Origin of the sequence: Polaribacter sp. R2A056_3_33, from assembly GCF_019278485.1 — a bacterium.
In the GTDB taxonomy this organism is placed as follows: Bacteria; Bacteroidota; Bacteroidia; order Flavobacteriales; family Flavobacteriaceae; genus Polaribacter.
In genome coordinates, this window is the sequence record NZ_CP058984.1 from 3,799,930 (window position 1) to 3,825,430 (window position 25,501).

Consider the following 25,501-nt stretch of genomic DNA (forward strand, 5'->3'; position numbering starts at 1 on the left):
ACTTCAATCCCTAACGCAAGTATATTTACCAACTATATTCTTTATTTTTTTTCCTTTTTTAAAACCAATTTTATTTCTCTCTAGCGTATTTTCTTTCTTCTCCACCAATTCATATAAGCTAGATAATATGGTAACTCCTTGTTCTGTAAAAACCATTGGAGCATAACGTAAACTCATCGTTTCAGAATTGGAAGTGCCAAATTGAAACCTCCAATTTTCATGCTTATTTTTTAGGTTCTTTATTTTTTATTTGCATAGAAATTATAAACAATGCACCAGATAAAACTCCAAATAATGCACCAGAATTAGATTTACTAGACATGTTATTCCAATCTATTTGAAACAACCAAAACAATAAAAGCAACGCAAAAATTCCGGTAAGAATATTCTTAATTAGTTTTTTATTATATTTCATCCTCTTCAATAGTATCCAATTCAACCTTTAAATTCTCAATAATAAACTTCTGTCTGTCAGGAGTATTTTTTCCCATATAAAACTCTAGCATTTGCTCAATAGACATTTCTTTATCTAACATTACAGGATCTAAACGAATATCATTACCAATAAAATGCACAAATTCATTCGGAGAAATCTCTCCCAAACCTTTAAATCGAGTTATCTCTGGTTTTCCCCTTAATTTATCAATTGCTTCTCGTTTCTCTTCATCAGAATAACAATAAAACGTTTCTTTTTTATTTCGAACTCTAAACAACGGAGTTTCTAAAATATATAAATGCCCTTCTTTTATTAATTCAGGGAAAAATTGCAAGAAAAATGTAATCAATAACAAACGAATGTGCATACCATCTACATCGGCATCGGTTGCAATTACAATATTATTATAACGCAAATCTTCTAAACCATCTTCTATATTTAATGCTGCTTGCAAAAGATTGAATTCTTCATTTTCATACACAATTTTCTTACTTAATCCGTAAGAATTTAAAGGCTTTCCTTTTAAACTAAAAACGGCTTGTGTATTTACATTTCTAGATTTTGTAATAGAACCAGATGCAGAATCTCCCTCTGTAATAAAAAGTGTAGATTCTAAATACGCTTCTTTTTTTGTATCCCCCAAATGGATTCTACAATCTCGTAATTTTTTATTGTGTAAACTAGATTTCTTAGCCCTATCTTTTGCTAGTTTTCTAATTCCAGAAAGTTCTTTACGTTCTTTCTCTGCCTGAACAATTTTTCTATGTAACGCATCTGCAACATCTGTATTTCTATGCAGGTAATTATCTAGTTTTGTTTTTAAGAAATCATTAATATAAGTTCTTACAGTTGGCAAATCTCCTCCCATATCTGTAGAACCTAATTTTGTTTTTGTCTGACTTTCAAATACAGGTTCCATTACCTTAATAGCAACCGCAGAAATAATAGATTTTCTAATATCTGAAGCTTCAAAAGCTTTGCCGTAAAATTCTCTAATTGTTTTTACAATTGCTTCTCTAAATGCAGATTGATGCGTTCCTCCTTGCGTGGTATGTTGCCCATTTACAAAAGAATGATATTCTTCTGAATATTGCGTTTTACTATGGGTAATGGCTACTTCTATATCATCTCCTTTTAAGTGAATTATTGGATACAACATATCATCTACATTGTTGTTGTCTTCCAATAAATCTTTCAACCCATTTTCCGAAAGGAATTTTTCTCCATTAAAAATTATGGTTAAACCGGGGTTTAAATACACATAATATTTTAACATTTTGGCTACATACTCATTTCTGAATTTGTACTTTTTAAATATTTCTTCATCCGGAATAAAAGAAACCTTAGTACCTTTTCTACGAGATGACTCTTCTAAAAACTCCTGATTTTCTAAATTTCCTTGGCTAAATTCTGCCGAAGCAGATTTTCCTTCACGAGAAGATTCTACTCTAAAAAATGACGAAAGTGCATTTACCGCTTTTGTACCAACTCCATTTAAACCTACCGATTTTTTAAACGCTTTAGAGTCGTATTTTCCACCAGTATTCATCTTAGAAACTACGTCAACTACTTTCCCTAAAGGAATTCCACGTCCGTAATCTCTAACAATAACTTTGCTTCCATGAATAGAGATTTCAATGGTTTTACCAGCGCCCATAACATACTCATCTATAGAGTTGTCTAAAACTTCTTTTACAAGAATGTAAATTCCATCGTCTGCAGAAGACCCATCGCCCAATTTACCAATGTACATTCCGGGACGCATTCTTATATGCTCTTTCCAGTCTAAAGACCTGATATTATCTTCGGTATATTTTGTTTCTTGACTCATGAAATATCTTACTATTGTTAGGTTTGAAGCCTTGCTAAAATAGCATTAAACAAACTAAAATAAAAGGATTCAGACAATTAGTTATCAACATGATTTTAACGTTTTTTTTCTCTAAATTTCATCAACTTATAAAAAATAAAATCTAAAAAAATTAAGGTAAAAATCATCAAATTTAACAGGAACTCAAAAATACAAATTCCGCATAAAAATCACAAAAAAAAACAATATGTTATATTTTCAAACAAGTCATTATTTACTAAACAATTTTATTACTTTTGACGTCTGATATAAAATAAAACAAAGTGAAAAACGCACAATTAATTAAGTTAGCAAATACATACGGAAGTCCGTTATATGTTTACGATACAGATAAAATAGAATCTCAATACAACAGACTAACAAATGCTTTTAGTAGTGTTAAAAGTTTAAAGTTAAATTATGCTGTAAAAGCACTTTCTAATATTAATATATTAAAGTTCTTTAAAGACTTAGGTTCTGGTTTAGATACTGTTTCTTTTCAAGAAGTACAATTGTGTTTAACAACAGGAATTGAGCCTCACGATATTATTTACACGCCAAACGGTGTTTCTTTATCAGAAATTGAACAAGTTGCTAAATTAGGTGTTCAAATTAATATTGACAACCTTTCTATTTTAGAGCAATTCGGACAAAAACACCCAGATATTCCTGTTTGTGTACGTATCAACCCACATATTATGGCGGGTGGAAATTCTAAAATTTCTGTGGGTCATATCGATTCTAAATTCGGAATTTCGATTCACCAAGTACCTCATATTAAACGTGTGGTAGAAAATACGGGAATGAACATCAACGGAATTCACATGCACACTGGTTCTGATATTTTAGATATCGATACTTTTTTACGTGCTTCTGATATTTTATTTGATGTAGCTAAACAATTCGAAAACATCGATTTTATCGATTTTGGAAGTGGATTTAAAGTTCCTTATAAAGAAGGAGATATTTCTACAGATATAGAGCAATTAGGTTTGCAATTATCAGAAAGATTCAATGAATTTTGTGCAAATTATGGGAAAGACATTACTTTAATGTTTGAACCTGGTAAATTTTTAGTTTCTGAAGCAGGTTCTTTTTTAGCGAAAGTAAATGTTGTTAAACAGACAACTTCTACCGTTTTTGCACATGTAGATTCTGGTTTCAATCACTTGGTAAGACCAATGATGTACGATTCTTACCACCACATTACCAATATTTCTAACCCAAAAGGAAGAGATCGTTATTACTCAGTAGTAGGTTATATTTGTGAAACGGATACGTTTGCATCAAATAGAAGAATTGCAGAAATTTCTGAAGAAGATGTATTATGTTTCCACAATGCTGGTGCATATTGTTTCTCAATGGCGTCTAACTACAATTCTCGTTATATTCCTGCAGAAGTTATGGTGCATAAAGGAAAAGATTACCTTATTAGAAAAAGACAAACTATTCAAGATATTTTACACAACCAAGTTGTAGTAGATTTTTCTAAAACAGAAAAAGTAGAAGCTTAGAAAAGCTTTTAAACAAGTTATAAATCCATCAGAAAATATATTTTTTGGTGGATTTTTTTATTAAATTTACCTTCTACATTTAAAACAAATTTAAAATGAAAATATTAGGAATTGGAAGCAACTACGTTACCGACTTAAAAGATATCGAAGACAAAAAGAAAGGTAAAAAATTTATCTTTTCTAAGCCAGAAAGTAGTTTGGCTGTTAATTGTGATGTGGAATACCCAAGTAGCATAACAAACGAATTAATTTACGAAGTTGAACTTGTTGTTAAAATTGGTAAAGAAGGAAAAAACATTACTAAAGAAGACGCTAATTCTTACATTTCTGAAATTGCTGTTGGTATCGATTATACGGCAACAGATATTTTAAAAGATGCTAGAGAAACAAAACATCCTTGGGATTTTGCAAAGGGTTTTGATGGCGCTGCACCTATTTCTAGTTTTAAACCCGTTGCTGATTATAATTTAGCAGATATCGATTTCGATTTAAAAATTAACGGAGAAGAAAAACAAAAAAGTAATACGGCTTATATGATTAACGATTTTGCTGATATTATTGTGTTTATATCAAAGTACATGACGTTACAAGCTGGAGATTTAATTTTTACAGGAACACCTGCTCTTGGTAAAGGAGAAATTTTTAAAGGAGATCAATTACAATGTTCTGTAAACGGAGAATTGTTGTTAGATTTTAAAATGATATAATTTATTTTTTTTGATGAAAATTAGACTTTCTAAAATTGAAGACGTTTCAGAAATTATGATTATTATTAACGATGCCAAAGAACTTTTAGCATCTTTACATATTGATCAATGGCAAAACGGATATCCAAATACAGCGCAAATAGAAAATGATATTCTAAAAGGCGAAAGTTACGTTGTTATAAATGATGAAAATCAAGTAATGGCAACCTCTATGTTTACTACAAACCCAGAACCAACCTATAAAATTATTGATGGTAATTGGAGTATTGATGAAACAGAAGTATACGGAGTTATTCATAGAATGGCGATTAAAAAGGAATTTAGAAAATTAGGTTTAGCTACTTTTCTATTTGATGAATTTCATCAACAATTAAAAGATAAAAAAGTAAAAAGTTTAAAGATAGATACACATGAAGAAAATATCGGAATGCAATCTTTAATCAAAAAATTAGGCTACCAATATTGTGGAATAATTTACACCAATTACAATGCAAAAAGATTGGCTTTTGAGAAAGTAATTTCATAATGTCTATTCGAGTGCAGTCTAGAACTTTTTAACCTTTTCACTACGCTCAAGGAGACAAAAATCTATTATATTAGCAACCTCATAAATTCATTTTTATGAGGTTTATTTTTTCTGATAAAATTCAAATAAAAAATGCAAATCCTTCAATATATAATTCAGCAAACACAACTTTCTTCTAAATCTGTAGAAAACACTATTTCATTGTTAAATGAAGATGCTACAATTCCTTTTATAAGTAGATATAGAAAGGAAATGACAGGTAATTTAGATGAAGTAGAAATTGGAGAAATCGTTAAATTTAAAGAAGTTTTTGAGGTCTTAGAAAAGCGAAAAAAAGCCATTTTAAAAGCATTAGAAGAACAAAATGTTTTAACATCAGAATTAGAACAAAAAGTTACTACTTCTAGAGATTTAATTGCTTTAGAAGATTTGTATTTACCATTTAAGAAAAAACGTAAAACAAAAGCAGAAACAGCTCGTTTACAAGGCTTAGAACCACTGGCAAAAATGATCATAAGTCAGCGTGTAAACAACTTAGAACATACTGCATCTAAATACACATCCAAGGAAGTTGCAACTATTGATAATGCACTTGAAGGAGCACGATTTATTATTGCAGAATGGATTAATGAGCGCACAGATATCAGAAATAATATTAGACGCGAATTAGAACGTTATGCTACAATTTCATCTAAGGTAATAAAAACAAAGTCTGAAGATGAAAAAGCGCAGAAATTTAAAGATTATTTTGATTGGAGCGAATCTTTAAGTAGAATTCCATCACACCGTTTTTTAGCAATTTTAAGAGCAGAAAATGAAGGTTTTATCCGTGTTAAAATAGAGATTGATACAGAAAGAGCCATTCAAAAAATGGAAGAACGAATTATTCGTACGCAAAACGAATGCACTCCACAAATAGAACTCGCTATAAAAGATGCTTATAAACGCTTATTGTATCCATCTTTATCTAACGAAAGATTATCATTAGCAAAAGAAAATGCAGATGAAGATGCTATAACCGTATTTTCTAAAAACTTAAAGCAATTACTTTTAGGTGCTCCTTTAGGCGAAAAAAGAATCTTAGCAATCGATCCTGGATTTAGATCTGGTTGTAAAATTGTGTGTTTAAATGAGCAAGGAGATTTAGAGCATAATGAAACTATTTTTCCGCATGCACCACAAAATCAAACCATAGAAGCCATCAAAAAAATAAATTCTTTAGCAGAAGCGCATAAAATTGAAGCTATTGCTATTGGAAACGGGACTGCTTCAAGAGAAACGGAGCAATTGATACAAAAAATTGAATTTAAACATCCGGTTGATGTATTTGTAGTAAGTGAAGCTGGAGCGTCTATTTACTCCGCTTCTAAAATTGCAAGAGATGAATTCCCAAATTTTGACGTTACTGTTCGTGGTTCTGTTTCCATCGGAAGAAGGTTGCAAGATCCATTGGCTGAATTGGTTAAGATTGATGCAAAATCAATTGGGGTTGGACAATATCAACATGATGTAGATCAAACAAAACTAAAAAAATCTCTTGATACAACCGTAGAAAGTTGTGTAAATACCATTGGTGTAAACATTAATACTGCAAGTGAATCTTTGTTGAGTTATGTTTCTGGAATTGGACCTAAATTGGCCGAAAACATTGTAAATCATAGAAATGAAAATGGTTCTTTTACTTCTAGAAATGCCATTAAAAAAGTACCTCGTTTAGGAGGAAAAGCATACGAACAAGCTGCTGGTTTTTTACGAATTAAAAAAGGAAAAAATCCGTTAGATAATTCTGGCGTGCATCCAGAAAGTTATGCTTTGGTTGATAAAATGGCTAAAGATAATAACATAAAAGTTTCTGAGTTTATTGGTAACAAAGAATTAATTCAGAAAATAAACCTGAAAAATTATATTACAGAAACTATTGGTTTGCCTACTCTAGAAGATATTATTAAAGAATTAGAAAAACCAGGTTTGGACCCAAGAGAAAAAGCGAAAGTATTTTCTTTTGATAAAAACATTAAAACGATTGCCGATTTAAGAATAGGGCAACTCTTACCAGGAATTGTAAATAATATTACCAATTTCGGCTGCTTTGTAGATATTGGAATCAAAGAAAGTGGCTTAATTCACGTTTCTAATTTATCGGATACTTTTGTAAAAGATGTAAGTGAAATTGTAAATCTACAACAACAAATTATAGCAAAAGTAATAGAGGTTGACGTGGTTAGAAAACGAATTCAATTGGCTTTGGTGAAGTAAAATTCTTATCTTTATAAAATGACTAAGAAAACAGAAAAAAATGATCTTTGGGATGACTTAACGGATTCTCAAAAGAATGAGATACAACAAGAAGTTAATGAATCTAACAAAAAGAAAAAAACAACTTGGGACGATGTTAAAAAAGAACTCTCAAAATTGAAGTAATATATTTCCTTCGATTTTTTTAAAAAAAAAGTTTTTTTTGTTTCCTAATTTTAAGGTAAAAAATCATTGTTCTTTTTCCTTCACAATTATTGTGAATTTTTAGAAATTGATATAGCGAAAAAACGAATTCAATTAGCTTTGATGAAGTAAAATCGTCCTTAAAAAATAAAATAATAGAGAATATAGAATTAAGAAAAAAACTATATTCTCCATTAAAGTACTTACCTAAGGTCTATTCTATTAAAAGGTTTAGTTTCAATAAATAGCTTATCCTCCATTTCAACAAAGCAACTGTTTATTACTTTATTGTTCTCTAAAAATAGATAAAAAACACCTTTTTCAACCCTAAGTACTTTTGTAAAGCCATTTATTTCTTCAGTTTCACCTAATTTTAAATTACTTAAATTCAATAATTTAGTTTCTTTTAAAAGTTTATCCTCCATTTCAACAAAGCAACTGTTTACTACTTTATTGTTTTCGTGAAATAGGTAGATAACACCTTTTTCAACTCTTAATACTTTTGTGAAGTCATTTATTTCTTCTGCTTCACTTAATTTGATAATTTGCATAATTTATCAGAAAGATATTTTAATATTTAAGAACCATTTCTAAAATACGCTTCTTTCTATTATTATATACACATAATATTATAATTGAAAATTTAGAATGCTATCTTCAATTTTAATTTTCTATTTTCTTTCAAAAAAACGAATCAGTATTCTTAATAATTTTCTTAATTTCGAATTCACAAAAAACACAAATGAAAGTCTGTATTGCCGAAAAACCATCTGTAGCAAGAGAAATTGCTAATATTCTAGGAGCCAACACAAAACGTGATGGTTACTATGAAGGAAACGGTTATGCGGTAACCTATACTTTCGGACATCTATGTACACTTTTAGAACCTAAAGATTACAAACCGCATTGGAAAAGTTGGGATTTGAATAATTTACCAATGCTTCCAGAACGTTTTGATACCAAAGTTACAGGCGATGCAGGAATTAGGAAACAATACAATATTGTAAAAGCTTTATTTGATAAAGCAACGGTTGTCATCAATTGTGGGGATGCCGGGACAGAAGGAGAATTAATTCAGCGTTGGGTAATTAATCAGGCTGGTTATAAAGGAGAAGTTCAGCGTTTATGGATTTCATCCTTAACAGAAGAAGCTATAAAAGAAGGATTTAAAAACTTAAAACCTGCAGAAAAATATGATAATTTATATTATGCCGGATATTCTAGAGCTATTGGAGATTGGCTTTTAGGCTTAAATGCAACACGTTTGTATACCGTAAAGTTTGGTGGATTCAAACAAGTATTATCTGTTGGTAGAGTGCAAACTCCTACCCTAGCGATGTTGGTTAATCGTTTTTTTGAAATTAGAGATTTTAAACCACAACCTTATTGGGAATTACAAACAAAATACAGAAATACACTTTTTAATTATGAAGATGGTCGTTTTCTAAAACAAGAAGATGGTGAAGTTTTAGCGAATAAAGTAAAAGAATCTGACTTTGAAATTGTTTCTGTAACCAAAAAGAAAGGAAAAGAATATGCTCCTAAACTTTTTGATTTAACAGGCTTGCAAGTATATTGTAATAATAAATTTGGTTTTTCTGCGGATGAAACTTTAAAAATGGTTCAGAAGCTATATGAGATGAAAGTTGTTACCTACCCAAGAGTTGATACCACTTTTTTACCAAATGACGTATATCCTAAAATTGGCGGAATTTTATCTAAGTTAACAAACTACAGTGCATTAACACAACCTCTTTTAGGTAGTAAAATAAAGAAATCAAAACGTGTTTTTGATGATAAAAAAGTAACAGATCACCATGCTATTATTCCTACAGGAATCCAAGGGAATTTGCAATACAATCAGCAACAGGTGTACGATATTATTACCCGTAGGTTTATTGGTGTTTTTTATCCAGATTCAGATGTTTCTAATACCTCTGTAATTGGTAAAGCTGCAGAAGTACCTTTTAAAACGACCGGAAAAGAAATTTTAACCAAAGGTTGGCGCGTTGCTTTTGAAACCGAAGAAAGCAAAATTAAGAAAGAATTAAACGAGCAAATGACCTTGCCTTCTTTTGTAAAAGGAGAAAAAGGAGCTCATGAACCTTCGTTTTTAGAGAAGGAAACAAAACCACCAAGAAATTTTACAGAAGCTAGTTTATTACGTGCCATGGAAACCGCAGGTAAACAAGTAGATGATGAAAATTTACGTGAATTAATGAAAGAAAATGGAATTGGAAGACCTTCTACAAGAGCAAGTATTATAGAGACTTTATTCCGAAGAAAATATATTGAACGTAAGAAAAAATTGGTTTTACCAACACAAACAGGAATTGATTTAATTAATATTATTGACAACGAATTATTGAAATCTGCGGAGTTAACAGGACGTTGGGAAAAACGTTTAAAAGAAATTGAACGAGGAGAATTCAATGCAGGAACTTTTATTAATAACATGAAAAAAATGGTAGATCAATTGGTCTATGAGGTTCGTTCTAACACTACTAAAAAACGAATTACTTCTACTCCACCTGTCAGTTCGAATGCAGTTGAGAGTTCTTCTAAATCAAAAACTAAAAAATCAACAAAAAAACAAGTAGCAGGAAAAACTTGCCCGAAATGTAAAAAAGGACAACTCTTAAAAGGTTCTTCTGCCTTTGGGTGTTCTGAATATAAAAACAATTGTGATTTAAAAATTCCTTTTGAAATTTACGGAAAAAAGGTTTCTGAAAATCAATTAATACGATTGGTTGATAAAGGTTGCACCACCAATTTAAAAGGTTTTAAAACAGATGCAGGTGCTGTTGAAGGATTAATACGTTTTGATGATGACTTTAAATTGAAATTAGAACCCAAACAAAACGTCAATGCGAGTGAAACGAAGCAATCTGTTAATAATAATGAGATTACTTCGTCGAAAACTCCTCGTAATGACAATGATAAAATTACGTGTCCAAAATGTAAGCAAGGAACAATTTTAAAAGGAAAAACGGCGTATGGTTGTTCTAACTATAAAAATGGATGTGATTTCGTTTTCTCCTTTGAAAACATCAAAAAAATAGCCAATGGAAAACCATTGACTAAAGATTTGGTTATAAAAATTATAAGTGCTTAAATTTTAAACGATTTATAATTTCGAAATGCGCTTTATACGGCCAATAAGTAAAACACTACTTACTCAGCATACATTTTATCAATAAGTGCTTTATATTTTTTATAAATTACTTTACGTTTTAATTTTAAAGTTGCTGTAATTTCTCCGGCTTCAATACTAAACTCTTTCGGTAATAAAGTAAATTTCTTAATTTTTTCAAACTTAGAAAACTCTTTTTGTAATTCTTCAAAACGTTTTTCTAACATCGTTTTAATTTGATTATTAGCAATCAAATCTTCTATATCTTTAAAACTAATTTTATGCTCTTCAGCATATTTTTTAATATTTTCGAAACTTGGTACAGCCAAAGCCGTAACATACTTTTGTTGATCTCCTATTACTGCAATTTGCTCAATAAAAGAATCACTAACTAAAGCCATTTCAAGTTTTTGAGGAGCAATATATTTACCTCCAGAAGTTTTCATTAAATCTTTAATTCTATCAGTAATTACTAAGTTTCCTAATTCATCAATTTTTCCTGCATCGCCTGTTTTAAACCAACCATTATCAAAAACTTCAGCAGTAGCTTCCGGTTTTTTATAATATCCTTTCATAACACCAGGACCTTTTACCAAAACTTCATCATTAGCGCCAATTTTAATTTCAGTTCCAGAAATTGGCTTACCTGCAGAATTAAATTCAAAAAACTGATTTCCGAATAACGTAACGGTAGCAGTTGTTTCCGTTAAACCATATCCACATTTTATATTTAATGCAAAAGAATGAAAAAACGAAACCATGTCTGGCACTAAAGGTGCTCCGCCACAAGGCATAAATTTTATATTTCCACCAAAGACATCACGTAATTTACTAAGCACCAATTTATCTGCTATTTTATATTTTAGCTGTAATATAGCTGGTACTTTTTTATCAAGACGCTGATACTTATTATGGTATTTATTTCCAACCCCTAATGCCCAACTTGCTAATTTCATTTTAGTAGGTGAAGCTTCTTTTCTTTTTTCTTGAATAGCAGCAAAAATTTTCTCAAAGATTCTAGGAACCGTACACATTAATGTTGGTTTTACTTCTTTTAAAACATCTGCTATTTTTTTAGGGTCTTGATTAAAATAAACCTGAATTCCTTGTTGTAGACAGAAAAACACCCAACTACGTTCATAAATATGACTTAAAGGTAAAAAACTTAAAGAAACATCATTTTCATCAACATCTAATTCTGCTTCATGTGCTTTTAATGAGGATGCAAAATTATTATGATCTAACATTACACCTTTAGGTTCTCCTGTTGTACCAGAAGTATAAATAATACTTGCTAAATCATCTAATTTAGAATCTAAATGACGCTTTTCTAAAACTGTTTCAATACTTTTTGGAAATTCTGCATTTATAAAATCAGTAAAATAAACAGCGTTTTTATGACCTCTTAAATCTACAGTACTTGTTAAGGCTACTATTAATTTTAGATATTTATTATTTTCAGATATTAATTCTACTTTATCAAATTCTTCTTGATCACCAACAAACAACACACTAATTTCTGCATCATTTACAACGTATTCAACTTCCTTTTGAGAGTTTGTTGCGTAAATAGGAATCGTTACGGCTCTTACCCCCATAATCCCTAAATCTGCTATAATCCACTCGGTCATATTTTGAGCAAAAACACCAATATTGTCCTGTTCTTTAATTCCGAAATTGATTAAAGCTTTAGAAACTTGTTGAATTTGAAAATAAAAAGAATCCCAAGAAATACCTTTCCAATTTTTTGAAGCTTCATCTTTATAAAAAACAGCTTCTTTAGTTGTAAATCGACTAGTGTTATCTTTAATTACTTTTAGTAAATGTTTATAATTCATCTTTCGATTATTTTAAAATAAGGATTTTATAACCATCAAATTTACGAATATTTCAATGACTTGTACATATATTAATGTTAATGAAATACAAAACCAGTTTATAATTTCATTTTTTTTATTAAATTTTTACAGATTAAAAATTAATATTTTCCTTTTTAAACTTTTTATTATATTTTTAACAATAACTAATGATAAAACCTATAGCTGTTTCCATATTTTACCTTAGTTTTATCAAAAATTTTAAAAAAGTAAATGGATTTTACAAACCCACTAGTATATGGTGTACCATGTTTCTTAGCACTTATTTTAGTCGAATTAACATATAGTAAGCACAATAAAAAAGAAGAAAAGAAGAAAATTTATAAATGGAAAGATTTAGCGGCTAGCCTTACCATGGGTATTGGTTCTGCTATTCTAGCTCCTTTAACAAAAACAATCGCGGCAATTGTACTTTTTAGTTTTGTCTATGAAATATTCAATCCTTTAGTTGATGGAGTTCGTACAAATATTATGGGGTACGAATCTTTTGGTTATGCTTGGTATATATGGCTTATTTGTCAGGTATTAGACGATTTTAGTTATTATTGGTTTCACAGACAAAATCATAATGTTCGTTTTTTATGGGCGGCACATATTGTACACCATTCTTCCGACAATTTTAATTTAGGAACTGCCGTTAGAAACGGATGGTTTACCATTCTTTACAAACCTTTCTTTTATGTTTGGATTGTTGCTATTGGTTTTCCTCCAGAAATGTTAGTAGTTTGTTTAGGTATAGAGGCTTTGTGGCAATTTCAATTACACACCGTTTACATTGGTAAATTAGGCTTCTTAGATAAAATATTAAATACGCATACCATGCACCAAGTGCATCATGCTCAAAATTTTGAGTATATGGATAAAAATCATGGTGGATTTTTAAATACTTTTGATAAAATGTTTGGTACTTTTAAAGAATTCGACGAAAATATTGACATCAAATATGGAGTTACGCATCCACCAAATTCTTATAATCCATTTGTTATTCTAACACATGAATATAAAGATATTTGGAATGATATGAAAAAATCTAAAAACTGGTATCATAAATTTATGTATGCATTTGCCGCACCAGGTTGGAGTCATGATGGAAGCACACTAACCATTAAACAAGCCCGTAAGGCTTTACAAGAAGAATAATATTTGTTTAAAAAGTAAAACTTTTCAACTAAAAAAAAAGGAATCTCAAAATAAATTTGAGATTCCTTTTTTAGTTAAATCAGTTAATAGGCAATTAAACTTAGCCCTAACTAAAACATCATACTTTTTGAGGCACGAAAAAGATGCCGTCTTTATACTTCGCTCAAGATAAATTCCAAAGAGGAAATAGCTTCTATAAAACTAAGAAGTTATTTGACTAAAAAACTCAAAAATCTCTCCTTTAGAAATAGAACTTCCTTTTTCTATTAAATCGAAAATTTCGCTATTTCGGTCCTCTTTATTATAAGGTTTTGTGCCTTTAAAAATCTCTACAGAATTATCCATAGGGTTTTGCATCAACCATTCAAATCCTTTTTGCTCTAATAAATTAATATCCCAAGTAACTTTAATAGCAATTCTATGTATTTCTTCTGCATCACACTTAAACAGGTTTACAGAGGTTTTAGAAAAATGTTCTACGTAATTTGTTTTTGTTAGCACATTATCCCAAACAACATCAGAAAAATCATTCATCTCCTCTTCTGCAACTTCTGGTGTTTTTTCTTTTATTTGATTCCACTCTTTAACGTCTATACTTTGGGTTGCTAAAAAACGGGCAAAATCTTCGTGTAAGCTTTCGAATTGTTCTTTGGTAAGTTGTCTATATTTCATAATTTATGGTAAAAAAAAACCGCCCAATTATGGGCGGTTCAAATATCTGAATTCTTTATTGATTTAGAAAGAATATCTTAAACCAACTTGTGCTTGCCATCTAGAAAGTAACGTAGAATTATATACAAAAGTTTCTTTTAAGTCTGAATTAAAACTATAGGTTGGTAAACCTGTATTATCTACAGTAACACCTAATAACTGTACTGCATCTGGTTGTTGCACTAAGCCCCAGTTTGAGTTTAATAAGTTACCAAAATTTAAAATATCTATAGTAAACTCTAAAGAATTATTGTTTCCTAATTTTAAATTCTGAATAAATTTTACATCCATTTTTCCTCTCCAAGGTGATAATGCTCCATAACGTTCTGCATATTCTCCCTGTCTATCACTTAAATAATCATCTTGATTGATATAATTTCTTAAGCCATCTTTTTGATCTTGAATAGATAAGTCTCCAGTATTTACTGGTGCTTTAAATGTCATTGCATCTATTTCGCTATCTGTTGGTATGTAAATTAAATCATTTAAGTTAGAACCATCATTATTAAGATCACCTGCGTATGTGTAGTTAAAACGACCTCCTTTTGCCAATTCATAGAAAGAAGAAATTGTTGTTGTCCATTTATCATTTGTTCCATAATTCCAAGATTTAGAAGCTACCGCAATAAAACGATGTGTATCTCCATATTTAGAATGTGCTAATGTTGCATCATTTGCATTAGATAAAACTGGATTAAAATCGAAAGCATCTCCAGTTATTTCTGCTTCAATAGAGTTTACATCTTTAGAATTTAAGTAATTATAAGCTGCCATTAAATACAATCCATTATCAAAATTTCTCTGTGCTTTTAAGGATGCATTTAAAGTTCTTCCTTTATCAGAGTTGGTAAATACGTAAGCATTTGATTTATCATTTGGACCTCCCCAATTAGGACTTCTATCTGTATCTGTGTATACTAATCTGTTGTCTATACCTCCTGCTAAAGTTCCGGTTGGTGTTTTTAACCCCCAGTTTTGTACATGTGCTCCATTAATGTCTTTTGTATAAGAAAGGTCTGTAGTTAAAATAGTACCATCTTTTAATTTTACATCTGCTCCTAAACTTGTTCTCCAAACTTGTGGAAATTTAAAATCTGGATCTACTACTTGATAGAAATATACATTAGGATTTGCTATTTGGTTACCTAACCAAACAAAAGGAAAACGACCTGTAAATAAGCCAGAACCACCACGTAATTGTAAAGAGTTATCTCCATTTACATCCCAGTTAAAACCAATTCTTGGTGAAACTAAGAAGTTGTTATTTGGCATTTTAGTTGAATCAAATAATACTGTTTCTCCTGTAGAAGGGTCTGTGTATGGATTATTAGGTAAGTAAAAACTTTTATCTATAACATCTTGTGCTTTATCTGCAGAATTAAAAAATAAAGGTTTATCAAAACGAACACCATATGATAATTTAAAATTATCGTTTATATTCCAATCATCTTGTACATAAAAAGCAAACTGACCAACATTTGTTTCTGCTAAAGCCCAAGAATCATTGGCGTTATTAGTTGTAAATGTGCTTTGAGCAGCAGCCATTGCATCAGCTAAAAGACCATTAGAAACTCCTGTTCTAAAGGCATCCATATTGGCAAAATCTCCACCAAATGCACCAACATAACCTCTTGCATCTCCAAAACCATATGCTCCTAAATTAAACGAATTCTCAAATTCAAATTTTTCAAAAGAAAAACCAATTGTATAGTTATGGTCCCCATTACTGATATTTAAGTTATTTGTAATTTGAAAAACTTTTTGATCTAATGTATTGTTAATTGAAAAAGGTTCATGACCTGAAATTATATAATTCCCTCCGTTACCATCTTGAATTCTAAATGCTGGCATAGGTGCTGATTTAGGGCTTCTAAAATCATCGAAATGTGTATATCCTGCTTGAAACTTGTTTGTTATATTATCTGTAACAGTAGAATTTAATTCAAGTAAAAAAGAATTTAAATTATTATTAATTTGATATCCAGAATTTTCGAATTGTAACATTTGAGAACTTGGACCTCTAAAACCTAGTGCTGTTGGATGCGCTGGCAAATCTCTAGAGGCATTTAAAAAATTATAGACAAATGATAAACGATTGTCTTTGGTGATATTCCAATCTAACTTAAATAACCCTTTCGTACTGTTAGAGTCATGGGTAAAACCTTCATAAGCACCGGTACTGTAACCAATACCTGCTAATGCGCTTTGAACTTCATCTAAATCTGATTTTAAAACTCTAGACTCATTAATAGCTCCCGACCCCGTGTTAGGTAACCAAGACTGACCTAAATCTGATCTATTGTCTTTTTCGAAATTTATAAAAACAAATAATTTATCTTTTATAATCGGTGCGCCTACACTAGCTCCTACTTGAGATTGTGATAATTTAGGAACAAAAATACTTTCTCCTTTAATTTTACCTCCTGTAAAATCTTGATTTCTGTAATATCCGTAAGCAGTTCCTGTTACTGTGTTTGTTCCACTTTTGGTTACTGCATTTACAGAAGCACCTGTAAAACCAGATAAAGTAACATCATAAGGTGCAGTAGAAACAGAAATTTGCTCAATCGCATCTAAAGATACTGGTTGAGAAGCTGTTTGCCCACCAGGTGTTGCTGCATCTAAACCAAATGGATTGTTAAATATAGAACCATCTAATGTAAAGTTATTAAATTGGTCATTTCTTCCTCCAAAAGATCCACCTGAAGCAGAAGGGTCTAAACGTGTAAAATCTGATGCCGATCTAGATATCGTTGGCAATATCTTTAAATCTTTAGTTCTAATACTGGTCTGCGCTCCTGTTCTATCGTTATTAAAAACAGCATTTTTACCAGAACTAATTACAACTTCTTCTAAAGTATTACTATCTTCGGATAAAACAACATCAATATTTGAGGTTTTTCCTAAGGTTAAAAAGATATTTGTTATCTTATTAGATTTAAAACCTAGATAACTAATTGTAATCGTATAAGGACCTCCAATTCTTAAGTTAGATAGCGCGTATCTACCATTATCTTGTGCTGTTGTACCAGATACAGTACCTGTAGGAGTATGCAAAGCAACAATAGTTGCTCCGAATAATGGTTCTCCAGAATTGTCCGTAATAGTTCCGTTAATTTTTGATGTTGTTGTTTGTGCGTTTGCAACAAAACTAAACATTAAAATAAATGAACATAAAAAAAATAATTTTTGCTTCATGTTTTTGGATTTAAGTTTATATAACCAAAAATAAAGCAAAAAAAAAGTCTACTCGTTAAAGTAGACTTTTAGTTCTTAACAATTATTTAACAATTGTTATTTATTCAGCAATAACTTCAAAAGAAATTTCAGCAACTACTGCTCTGTGTAATCTTACAGAAGCTTCATATTTACCTAATCTTTTTACAGAACCACCAACAACCTTAATAAATTTCTTATCTAAGTCTGTTCCTGCTTTTGCAAGTGCTGCAGCTAAATCGATGTTGTTTACAGAACCAAATAATTTGTCTCCTGAACCAACTTTAGATGCAATTTTAATTTCATATCCTTTAACTGCTTCTGCTATTACATTAGCGTCTTCAATTAATTTAGCTTCTTTGTAAGCACGTTGTTTTAAATTCTCTGCTAAAACTTTCTTTGCAGATGAAGTAGCTAAAACTGCTTGTCTTGTAGGGATTAAGAAGTTTCTACCATAACCGTTTTTCACGTCTACGATATCATCTTTAAATCCTAAATTTTCTACGTCTTGTCTTAATATCAATTCCATGTTCTACCTCTTTATTATTTTAACATATCTCCAACGTAAGGCATTAACGCTAAATGACGCGCTCTTTTAATTGCTTGCGCAACTTTACGTTGATATTTTAATGAAGTTCCTGTTAAACGTCTTGGTAAAATTTTACCTTGTTCGTTTACTAAATACATTAAGAAGTCTGCATCTTTAAAATCGATATACTTGATATCTTTTTTCTTAAATCTACAGTATTTAGCTTCTTTTTTAGTGTCTATATCTAATGGTGTTAAATATCTAACGTCAGCAGATTTACCGCCTTTTGCTTGTTGTTCTATTGATGCCATTTCTTATTTTTTTGTAGATTTAACACGTTCAGTTCTAATTTTTGCCCAAGCAGCTGCATGTTTGTCTAATTTAACAGTTAGGTAACGCATAACGCTATCATCTCTTCTAAATTCTAACTCATATGCAGAGATTTCTTCTCCAGCAATTTTAAACTCAAATAAGTGATAAAAACCACTTTTTTTCTTTTGGATTGGATATGCTAATTTCTTTAAGCCCCAATTCTCTTTTGAGATCATTTCAGCTCCTTTGGAAACTAAATAATCTTCGAATTTTTGTACTGTCTCCTTTATCTGAGTATCAGATAAAACGGGATTCAAAATGAAAACAGTTTCGTAATGATTCATAAATTAAATATTTATTGTTTATTTTTAAGGCTGCAAATATAATAACTTTTTTATAACTAGCGTTATATATAACAGTTATTCTTATCAACTTTAAGTAAAAGTGGAAAATTCTAGGTAAAAAAATGTAGATACTTCTATTTCTTTACATCAAAAGTAAAATTCTTAGATATATTTCTAAAGAATTAAATTTTTATTTATAAAAGTGTAATTCAAAAAAAAGGTTGATAAAACCTCTAGGTTGAAACACAAAACAACACCAGAGGTTTATCAAAAATATTCTAGTTAAAATTAGACTTCAAAAGCCTCTAAATGAAAAGCTTCGCTAATTTCTTTATAAACAATTTTTCCTTTTATAATATTTAATCCTTTTTCTAGAGATACATCTGTAGCACACGCTTCTTCCCATCCTTTGTTTGCGATATTTAAAATATATGGCAATGTTACATTTGTTAATGCAATTGTAGAAGTATAAGGTACAGCTCCTGGCATATTTGCCACACAATAATGTACTACATCATCTATAATATAAGTAGGATCTTCGTGTGTTGTTGCTTTTGTAGTTTCAAAACATCCACCCTGATCTACAGCAACATCTACTATAACAGTACCTGGTCGCATGTCTTTAAGCATGTCTTTAGTAATTAATTTTGGAGCCTTTCCTCCTTTTACTAAAACACCTCCAATAATTAAATCGTGTGTTTTAATTAATTGTCTAATACTATATTCACTTGAAAAAGCTGTTGTAACATGGTTTGGTAATACATCATTTACATAACGTAAACGTTTCATATTAATATCCATAATAGTTACATGAGCACCTAAACCTGCTGCCATTTTTGCTGCTTGTACTCCAACAACTCCTGCTCCTAAAATTAATACTTTTCCTGGAGCAACACCTGGTACACCACCTAATAAAATACCACGTCCTTTAATTGGTTTTTCTAAATACTTAGCACCTTGCTGAATTGCCATTCTTCCTGCAACTTCAGACATTGGTGTTAATAAGGGTAAAGTTCCTTCACTATCTTCTACCGTTTCATAAGCAATACAAATAGATTTACTTTCTATCATTGCGTTTGTTAAAGGTTCGCACGATGCAAAATGAAAATACGTAAAAACAATTTGATTTTCTTTAATTAAAGGATATTCCGAAGCAATTGGTTCTTTAACCTTTACAATCATTTCACTCTGGCTGTAAACTTCTTCTATGGTAGGTAAAATAGTTGCTCCTACCTTAATGTAATCTGCATCAAAGAAACCACTTCCTTCTCCTGCTGTTGACTGTACGTAAACAGTATGATTTTTTTTCGTCAACTCAAAAACACCTGCAGGTGTCATACCAACTCTACTTTCGTTATTCTTAATTTCTTTAGGAATTCCAACTTTCATTATTGCTTAATTTAGATGTTTTAAGCAAGTAAATTTACAGTCTTTTTGTTTGTATTTTAACAAAAAAAATAAAAATTGTTATTTTTACTGATGTCCTATTTTTTATTATTTTAAAATGATTTAAACCAAAATTCTATTCATTAAAATTATCAAATACTCAATAAAACTCACAAAAAATTGACATCACTAATATTATCTTTAACGATTTAATCTAAATCTAAACGAATTCCCATAGAAATGTTTCTAGTTTCGGTATTTTTAAACAATGGGTTCAAATCATATTTCACATAAAAACTAGTAGATCTATAACCTACATAAGCACTTAATCCATAGTTAACAGTATTCATATTAAAATTATTGAATTGCACTTCTTCAACTTCAACATTGTTTTCATCTTTGTATTCTAAATACTGTCTTGTTCCTAATTTAAAACCAACAAAACCTCCAAGACCTAAACGAACCGATCTGTTTGTTCTATCTTTTACAAAACCATCTTTATCCGTCTTATTTTTAGAAAAATCCCACTCTACATGCATCGGAAAATTCATTTGTACATGACGCAATCTGCTTTCTGATAATTTATTATCAAAGACCTGAACTTCTGTCATATCGCCATCTTTTACATGGATACTATTATTATCTAAACGTAAGTTATTCCAAAGAAAAGAAAGTCCGTATTTAAAGTACAATTTAGAAGGTTCTTTAGTAAATCTTGTTTTCCACGTCCAGCCTAACTCATAAAAATGAGACTGCCAGAATTTATAATCAGAATCATTTAAAGAAGATACTTCATGGTCATTTAATACATTATTAACCCCCATAGAAAACACAAACTGAGATGTAGTTTTTCTATTCATTTTTCTTTTTCTCTTTTCTATTCTTTCACTTTTATCATCATTATTTAAGTTAAATGAAAATGTTTTCTTTCCAACAGTAAACGTATTATTGTCATCATCAAACTCACTTTCTTCATCTGAACTCGCTATTCTACCATTGGTTTTATCTTGCACCAATAATTGCAACAAACGCTCTTGTTCTCCTATTAACTTTTCAATTCTTCTAGCATGATAAGAAGCAACCTCTTTCTTTAAAGTGTTAGAAGTTACTTTTGTAATTTCTCCTTTTTCTAGCCTTTCATCAATAGCAACCACTTTTATTCTTAATGAATCTTTTTGAGTTGCTGTAATGTGCTCTATCCTTTTAGATATTTTATTTACTTCTTTCTCAAAAGTTGTTTCTTGAGATACGGCAATAGTTGTACTAAACAACACTAATATTAGTAGTATTCTTTTCATTTTGTATGTTTTAAAAAATTGTTTTTGCTTGATAAAATCCTTTCATAAACTAGTTTCAATTAAAACGTCTTTTAATTTTACTGCAACAAAAAGTGATTTAACTTAGTCGTTTCTACTTGCAATAGCAGTTGCAATATCTGTTACTCTTTTCTTTAAAGATTGTAAGAAATTATTCTGAAAATCTTCTTCTCCAATAGTGCGTTCTACTTCAGCCAAAATAGCTTCTGGACTCACTTTTATATTAGAGTTTTTAAGCTCATTTTTAATCGTACTTAAAACATCTTCTCTAGTTAAATTTAGTATTGCATAATACTCCTTTACTTCTGTAGACGAATGTGTTACCGCGAATAACAAATCATCACTATTAATTTTTATGCTACTATTAGGGTCTTGTTTTAAGGTTTCTTTATTTATTGTTTTCTCCTTCGTCGGATGATCTTCAGATACTGCTACCACTGTTTCGATAACTTCCTCCGTTGTCGGAATTACTTTGTTTTTATTGTTTGCAACTATAGAATTATTAATTGATTTTTTAGATTCCTCCTTTGTAACTACATTTTTATTAGAAATCTCCACTTGCTTCTCTTCTACTTTATCAATCTTAACAATTGCTTCTTCTGCAGGAATTTCTTTTATAAATTGATCTATTTTTGCATCAATTGTAATCGTATCTATTGGGTTTTCAACAATAATTTCTATTGGTTTAACATCTTCATTTTTATTGAAAAACAGAAAACCAACACTAACTAACAATAAAATACTTGCCGCAGCTCCTACATAAAAAAACCACCCTTTTTTCTTCGCTTTTGGTTGCTCGTCTAATTTTGTAGACAAACGTTCCCAAGCAGAAGCCGATGGATTGATCGTTCTATTTTGAAACTTATTTTTTATGTTTTTATCTATATTATTTGTCTCCATTACTCACTGTATTCATTTTGTAATAATTCTGTTGCAATAATTTACGTGCTTTAAATAATTGCGATTTAGAGGTACTTTCTGAAACATTTAATTTCTCTGCAATTTCTGAATGTTTATACCCTTCTATGGCATATAAATTAAACACCATTTTGTAACCTTCTGGCAATTGATCTATCAATTTCTGAATATCTTCTACAGACGTGTTTTCTAAACTATCTGTAGCTGCATCATTAAAGACATAATCTTCGTCTGACAAATCAATTAAATTCTTTTTACGGAGATAAGAAATACAAGTATTCACCATAATTCTGCGAATCCAACCTTCAAAACTACCTTCGTGTTTAAACTTGTGTAAGTTGGTAAAAACCTTTAAAAAGCCTTGTAATAATAAATCTTCTGCATGATGCATATCTTTTACATATTGCCTACAAACTCCCAACATTTTAGGAGAATATTGCTCAAACAATTGTTGTTGCGCTTCCCTATTGTTGTCTATCGCTTTTTTAATTAACGATTTCTCTTTGTTATGTAATTTTATAATTTTCAAGCCTCTCGTTTCGTTTTAACTGCCTTACAAATATATAGACTACAGAAGTCTTAAAAAGGTTGCTTGAAGATAAAAAAAAATTTTATTTATCGCACCAACCAAACTTAAACCCCTTGTTTTCCAAATAATAAATGAAAATAAATTATTTTATTTTTAATAAAATTAAGAACATTATTATTCATTCTTAATTACTAGAAACAAAAAAAGGGACTCAAAACTGAGCCCCTTTTTTTAAATAGAATATTAAAAATTCTTAATTATTGTTATTGTCTTTATCATCTTCTTTAGAAGTTTGATTCCAAATTTTAATATCATCATCTTTGGTAACTCCTTCTAAAATCTCAACATTTACACCGTCTGACGTTCCTAATTTTACATCTTTCTTATCAAATGTTCCTTCTGCATTTTTAATTTCTACATAAGGCAATTCCGTTTTTCTATCAAACTGTAATAAAGATTCTTTAATAGATAAAACACTGTCTTTTCTTTCTAATACAATTTCTGCATTTGCACTGTAACCAGCTCTAATAAAATGCTCATCATCTAAAGAAACATCCGCTTTAATTTTAAATTGAACTGCTCCTGCTTCCTCTGTTCCTTTTGGTGCAATAAAGTTTAAAACTGCTGGAAACTTCTTGTTTTCGATAGCTCCTAAAGAAATTTCTATTTCTGTTCCTTTTACCAATTTACCAACTTCAGATTCATCTACTTTTCCTTCAAAAATCATTTTAGTCATATCTGCAATGGTAGCAATTGTGGTACCTGCACTAAATCCATTTGTTTCTACAACCTGATATCCTTTTTTAACAGGAATTTCTACAACCATCCCAGAAGTTGTTGCTCTAATATTTGTATTTGCACCAGAAGAACCTGCAGATCCTTTTTTAATAATCTGATAATCATTTTGTGCGTTACGTAAATCGTTTTTTGCTTGATTATAAGAAAGTTCTAGAGATTCAAATTCTTGACGAGAAATAACTCCTTTATCAAATAATTTTTTATTTCTGTCGTATTGTACTTTTGTATTGTTCAATTGAATTTGAACAGAATTAATACGCCCTTTTGCACTTGTTAAAGACTGTTCGTTTGGTACAACTCTTACTGTTGCTAACAAATCTCCTGCTTTTACAATTGCGCCTTCTTCCACAACAATTTTATCTATAATACCTGCTATTTGTGGTTTTATCTCTACTTCCTCTAACGGAGTAACTTTACCAGTAGCAACACTTTTTTTAACAATTGTTGCTTTAAAAGCTTTTTCTGTTTTGTACTCTATCGGTGATGCACTGTTCTTTTTACCAAACCAAATTAGTACTGCTATTAATGCAACAGCTATTCCTCCAAAAATGATTACTTTTTTCATTTATCTTCTATTTATTCTTGTTAGTTGATTTTTTTTTATTCTTCTCTTAATGCGTCTATTGGTTTCACTATCGTTGCCATATACGCAGGTATAAAGCCTATTAATGTTCCTAAAAATACTAATACTGCATATGCTATTAAAACAATAGGAATATCTACTGTAGGATTTACAAGAAATTCTACAAAATTATCTAATAACATTAAAACTAATCCACCAGCAATGATTCCTAAAGAACCTGCTAACAGCGTTAAAAATAACGATTCTAATATAATTTGTTGTCTAACTTTATTTGGCGTTGCCCCTAAAGCTCTTCTAATTCCTATTTCTTTTGTTCTTTCTTTAACAGTAATCAATAAAATATTACCAATTGCAAAAACACCAGCTATTAAGGTTGCAATACCTACAAACCATGTTAAAAACTGCATACCTGTTAAAAAACCTGTAACTTGTTTTATACGTTCTCCTAAATTAAATCCTCTAAATGCTCTGTTATCATCTGGGTGGATTTTATGTAAATTTTTCAATAATAATTTTACATCAGATTCTAATTGAACGATATCAAACTCTTCTTTTCCGGTTACAACCATCCATTCGAATTTGTCTCCTTTATTATAAACTAATTTAAAGGTACTAAAAGGAATGTGGATGTTGTTTTTCCCTTCAAACTGACTTGTTTCATAAACCCCAACTACTTTATAATTGATGCCACTTACTTTTATATAAACACCTATAGCCTCTTCATTTCTATCAAATAATTCTTTATAAACACCTTCACTAATAACACAAACCTTTTTGTTTCCGTCCATGTCATTTTGATTGATAAATCGACCTTCTATCAAGTTCTTTTTTTGAACTTCATCTATTAAAGGAAAATCTCCAAAAATGGTGAAATTACCAGTCTTTAGACCATGAACCACTTGCCCGCCAGTTGCATTTCTTGGCACTACAAACTGAATACCTTCTATTTCTGAACGAATTTTATCTACATCACTTAATCTTAAACTAATTTGGCGTCCTTCTTGAAAACCTTTAAAAGGCATTGAAGTTCTACTCCCAGACATAAAAACACTGTTAGTAGCAAAATTACCAAACATGCTATTAAAACTATTTTCTATTCCTTTGGCTGCACCTAATAAACCTACCAGTAATAGAATTCCCCAAAATGCCCCAAAAATGGTGATTGCAGTTCTAGTTTTATTCTTTCGAATACTACCGTAAATTTCTTGCCAAGTATCTTTTTCAAATAAAAATCTCAT

The 25,501-nt window shown here is 30.2% G+C and carries 23 protein-coding genes; 7 read left to right on the forward strand and 16 right to left on the reverse strand.

Annotated features, from left to right (window positions below):
- Positions 1-3: 3 nt before the first annotated feature.
- Genes H0I29_RS16000 through H0I29_RS16010 form a run of 3 tightly spaced genes read right to left on the reverse strand, consistent with a single transcriptional unit; the run spans position 4 to position 2,267 of the window.
- Positions 4-177, reverse strand: coding sequence for an ORF6N domain-containing protein (locus H0I29_RS16000; protein ID WP_218730527.1), 174 nt, complete (start codon positions 175-177; stop codon positions 4-6).
- 46 nt (positions 178-223) lie between these two features.
- The gene (locus H0I29_RS16005) at positions 224-415 is read right to left on the reverse strand and encodes a hypothetical protein (RefSeq protein ID WP_218753314.1); all 192 of its coding nucleotides are present in this window, start codon (positions 413-415) and stop codon (positions 224-226) included.
- Complete coding sequence (locus tag H0I29_RS16010) at positions 405-2,267, reverse strand: DNA topoisomerase IV subunit B (protein ID WP_218730529.1); 1,863 nt, start codon at positions 2,265-2,267, stop codon at positions 405-407. Before H0I29_RS16010 ends, H0I29_RS16005 begins: the two co-directional genes overlap by 11 nt.
- Before the next feature lie 302 nt (positions 2,268-2,569).
- Here H0I29_RS16010 and lysA point away from each other — a divergent pair, with 302 nt between their 5' ends.
- The 5 genes from lysA to H0I29_RS16035 all read left to right on the forward strand — a co-directional run bounded on the left by lysA (position 2,570) and on the right by H0I29_RS16035 (position 7,453).
- Positions 2,570-3,799 carry a diaminopimelate decarboxylase gene (gene lysA, locus H0I29_RS16015; protein ID WP_218730530.1) on the forward strand — a complete coding sequence of 410 codons (1,230 nt, stop codon included), beginning with the start codon at positions 2,570-2,572 and terminating at the stop codon, positions 3,797-3,799.
- A gap of 95 nt (positions 3,800-3,894) precedes the next feature.
- Complete coding sequence (locus tag H0I29_RS16020; RefSeq protein ID WP_218753316.1) at positions 3,895-4,506, forward strand: fumarylacetoacetate hydrolase family protein; 612 nt, start codon at positions 3,895-3,897, stop codon at positions 4,504-4,506.
- Positions 4,507-4,519: 13 nt separating this feature from the next.
- The gene (locus H0I29_RS16025; protein WP_218755254.1) at positions 4,520-5,032 is read left to right on the forward strand and encodes a GNAT family N-acetyltransferase; all 513 of its coding nucleotides are present in this window, start codon (positions 4,520-4,522) and stop codon (positions 5,030-5,032) included.
- 132 nt (positions 5,033-5,164) lie between these two features.
- Positions 5,165-7,288, forward strand: a complete 2,124-nt coding sequence (locus H0I29_RS16030; RefSeq protein WP_218753317.1) for a Tex family protein — start codon at positions 5,165-5,167, stop codon at positions 7,286-7,288.
- 18 nt (positions 7,289-7,306) lie between these two features.
- Positions 7,307-7,453 carry a hypothetical protein gene (locus H0I29_RS16035; RefSeq protein ID WP_218753319.1) on the forward strand — a complete coding sequence of 49 codons (147 nt, stop codon included), beginning with the start codon at positions 7,307-7,309 and terminating at the stop codon, positions 7,451-7,453.
- A 221-nt stretch (positions 7,454-7,674) separates the two neighbouring features.
- On the opposite strand, the gene H0I29_RS16040 is transcribed toward H0I29_RS16035, so the two are convergent.
- Positions 7,675-8,022, reverse strand: coding sequence for a hypothetical protein (locus tag H0I29_RS16040; protein WP_218753321.1), 348 nt, complete (start codon positions 8,020-8,022; stop codon positions 7,675-7,677).
- Between the two features lie 191 nt (positions 8,023-8,213).
- On the opposite strand from H0I29_RS16040, the gene H0I29_RS16045 reads away from it, so the two are divergent.
- Positions 8,214-10,586 carry a type IA DNA topoisomerase gene (locus tag H0I29_RS16045; protein WP_218753323.1) on the forward strand — a complete coding sequence of 791 codons (2,373 nt, stop codon included), beginning with the start codon at positions 8,214-8,216 and terminating at the stop codon, positions 10,584-10,586.
- 59 nt (positions 10,587-10,645) lie between these two features.
- Here H0I29_RS16045 and H0I29_RS16050 read toward each other — a convergent pair whose 3' ends face one another.
- Complete coding sequence (locus tag H0I29_RS16050) at positions 10,646-12,442, reverse strand: long-chain fatty acid--CoA ligase (protein ID WP_218753325.1); 1,797 nt, start codon at positions 12,440-12,442, stop codon at positions 10,646-10,648.
- Between the two features lie 252 nt (positions 12,443-12,694).
- Between H0I29_RS16050 and H0I29_RS16055 the strand changes: the two genes are divergently transcribed.
- On the forward strand, positions 12,695-13,621 hold the full coding sequence (locus H0I29_RS16055; RefSeq protein WP_218730537.1) for a sterol desaturase family protein: 927 nt from the start codon (positions 12,695-12,697) through the stop codon (positions 13,619-13,621).
- Positions 13,622-13,822: 201 nt separating this feature from the next.
- Here the strand turns inward: H0I29_RS16055 and H0I29_RS16060 are convergent, their stop codons facing one another.
- The 11 genes from H0I29_RS16060 to H0I29_RS16110 all read right to left on the reverse strand — a co-directional run bounded on the left by H0I29_RS16060 (position 13,823) and on the right by H0I29_RS16110 (position 25,501).
- Positions 13,823-14,293, reverse strand: a complete 471-nt coding sequence (locus tag H0I29_RS16060; RefSeq protein WP_218753326.1) for a DUF6495 family protein — start codon at positions 14,291-14,293, stop codon at positions 13,823-13,825.
- A gap of 63 nt (positions 14,294-14,356) precedes the next feature.
- Complete coding sequence (locus H0I29_RS16065) at positions 14,357-17,530, reverse strand: carboxypeptidase regulatory-like domain-containing protein (protein ID WP_218753328.1); 3,174 nt, start codon at positions 17,528-17,530, stop codon at positions 14,357-14,359.
- Positions 17,531-17,630: 100 nt separating this feature from the next.
- Positions 17,631-18,077, reverse strand: a complete 447-nt coding sequence (rplI, locus tag H0I29_RS16070) for a 50S ribosomal protein L9 (protein ID WP_166384849.1) — start codon at positions 18,075-18,077, stop codon at positions 17,631-17,633.
- 14 nt (positions 18,078-18,091) lie between these two features.
- The gene (rpsR, locus tag H0I29_RS16075) at positions 18,092-18,388 is read right to left on the reverse strand and encodes a 30S ribosomal protein S18 (protein ID WP_068452452.1); all 297 of its coding nucleotides are present in this window, start codon (positions 18,386-18,388) and stop codon (positions 18,092-18,094) included.
- 3 nt (positions 18,389-18,391) lie between these two features.
- A complete protein-coding gene (gene rpsF / locus H0I29_RS16080) occupies positions 18,392-18,733 on the reverse strand; it encodes a 30S ribosomal protein S6 (protein ID WP_105048729.1) in 342 nt (113 codons plus the stop codon).
- A gap of 288 nt (positions 18,734-19,021) precedes the next feature.
- Entirely contained in the window at positions 19,022-20,122 is a 1,101-nt protein-coding gene (ald, locus tag H0I29_RS16085) for an alanine dehydrogenase (protein WP_218730540.1), read from the reverse strand.
- 206 nt (positions 20,123-20,328) lie between these two features.
- Positions 20,329-21,417, reverse strand: a complete 1,089-nt coding sequence (locus tag H0I29_RS16090) for a hypothetical protein (RefSeq protein ID WP_218753329.1) — start codon at positions 21,415-21,417, stop codon at positions 20,329-20,331.
- 102 nt (positions 21,418-21,519) lie between these two features.
- Complete coding sequence (locus H0I29_RS16095; RefSeq protein ID WP_218753330.1) at positions 21,520-22,335, reverse strand: hypothetical protein; 816 nt, start codon at positions 22,333-22,335, stop codon at positions 21,520-21,522.
- Positions 22,322-22,882, reverse strand: coding sequence for an RNA polymerase sigma factor (locus H0I29_RS16100; RefSeq protein ID WP_218753331.1), 561 nt, complete (start codon positions 22,880-22,882; stop codon positions 22,322-22,324). Before H0I29_RS16100 ends, H0I29_RS16095 begins: the two co-directional genes overlap by 14 nt.
- Before the next feature lie 253 nt (positions 22,883-23,135).
- Positions 23,136-24,245, reverse strand: coding sequence for an efflux RND transporter periplasmic adaptor subunit (locus H0I29_RS16105; protein WP_218730546.1), 1,110 nt, complete (start codon positions 24,243-24,245; stop codon positions 23,136-23,138).
- Positions 24,246-24,280: 35 nt separating this feature from the next.
- A complete protein-coding gene (locus H0I29_RS16110; protein WP_218730547.1) occupies positions 24,281-25,501 on the reverse strand; it encodes an ABC transporter permease in 1,221 nt (406 codons plus the stop codon).

Coding starts and splice junctions, on each gene's coding strand:
- H0I29_RS16000 (WP_218730527.1), bottom strand. CDS start 177: ATGAGTTTACGTTATGCTCCAATGGTTTTTACAGAACAAGGAGTTACC.
- H0I29_RS16005 (WP_218753314.1), bottom strand. CDS start 415: ATGAAATATAATAAAAAACTAATTAAGAATATTCTTACCGGAATTTTT.
- H0I29_RS16010 (WP_218730529.1), bottom strand. CDS start 2,267: ATGAGTCAAGAAACAAAATATACCGAAGATAATATCAGGTCTTTAGAC.
- H0I29_RS16020 (WP_218753316.1), top strand. CDS start 3,895: ATGAAAATATTAGGAATTGGAAGCAACTACGTTACCGACTTAAAAGAT.
- H0I29_RS16025 (WP_218755254.1), top strand. CDS start 4,520: ATGAAAATTAGACTTTCTAAAATTGAAGACGTTTCAGAAATTATGATT.
- H0I29_RS16030 (WP_218753317.1), top strand. CDS start 5,165: ATGCAAATCCTTCAATATATAATTCAGCAAACACAACTTTCTTCTAAA.
- H0I29_RS16035 (WP_218753319.1), top strand. CDS start 7,307: ATGACTAAGAAAACAGAAAAAAATGATCTTTGGGATGACTTAACGGAT.
- H0I29_RS16040 (WP_218753321.1), bottom strand. CDS start 8,022: ATGCAAATTATCAAATTAAGTGAAGCAGAAGAAATAAATGACTTCACA.
- H0I29_RS16045 (WP_218753323.1), top strand. CDS start 8,214: ATGAAAGTCTGTATTGCCGAAAAACCATCTGTAGCAAGAGAAATTGCT.
- H0I29_RS16050 (WP_218753325.1), bottom strand. CDS start 12,442: ATGAATTATAAACATTTACTAAAAGTAATTAAAGATAACACTAGTCGA.
- H0I29_RS16055 (WP_218730537.1), top strand. CDS start 12,695: ATGGATTTTACAAACCCACTAGTATATGGTGTACCATGTTTCTTAGCA.
- H0I29_RS16060 (WP_218753326.1), bottom strand. CDS start 14,293: ATGAAATATAGACAACTTACCAAAGAACAATTCGAAAGCTTACACGAA.
- H0I29_RS16065 (WP_218753328.1), bottom strand. CDS start 17,530: ATGAAGCAAAAATTATTTTTTTTATGTTCATTTATTTTAATGTTTAGT.
- rplI (WP_166384849.1), bottom strand. CDS start 18,077: ATGGAATTGATATTAAGACAAGACGTAGAAAATTTAGGATTTAAAGAT.
- rpsR (WP_068452452.1), bottom strand. CDS start 18,388: ATGGCATCAATAGAACAACAAGCAAAAGGCGGTAAATCTGCTGACGTT.
- rpsF (WP_105048729.1), bottom strand. CDS start 18,733: ATGAATCATTACGAAACTGTTTTCATTTTGAATCCCGTTTTATCTGAT.
- ald (WP_218730540.1), bottom strand. CDS start 20,122: ATGAAAGTTGGAATTCCTAAAGAAATTAAGAATAACGAAAGTAGAGTT.
- H0I29_RS16090 (WP_218753329.1), bottom strand. CDS start 21,417: ATGAAAAGAATACTACTAATATTAGTGTTGTTTAGTACAACTATTGCC.
- H0I29_RS16095 (WP_218753330.1), bottom strand. CDS start 22,335: ATGGAGACAAATAATATAGATAAAAACATAAAAAATAAGTTTCAAAAT.
- H0I29_RS16105 (WP_218730546.1), bottom strand. CDS start 24,245: ATGAAAAAAGTAATCATTTTTGGAGGAATAGCTGTTGCATTAATAGCA.
- H0I29_RS16110 (WP_218730547.1), bottom strand. CDS start 25,501: ATGAGATTTTTATTTGAAAAAGATACTTGGCAAGAAATTTACGGTAGT.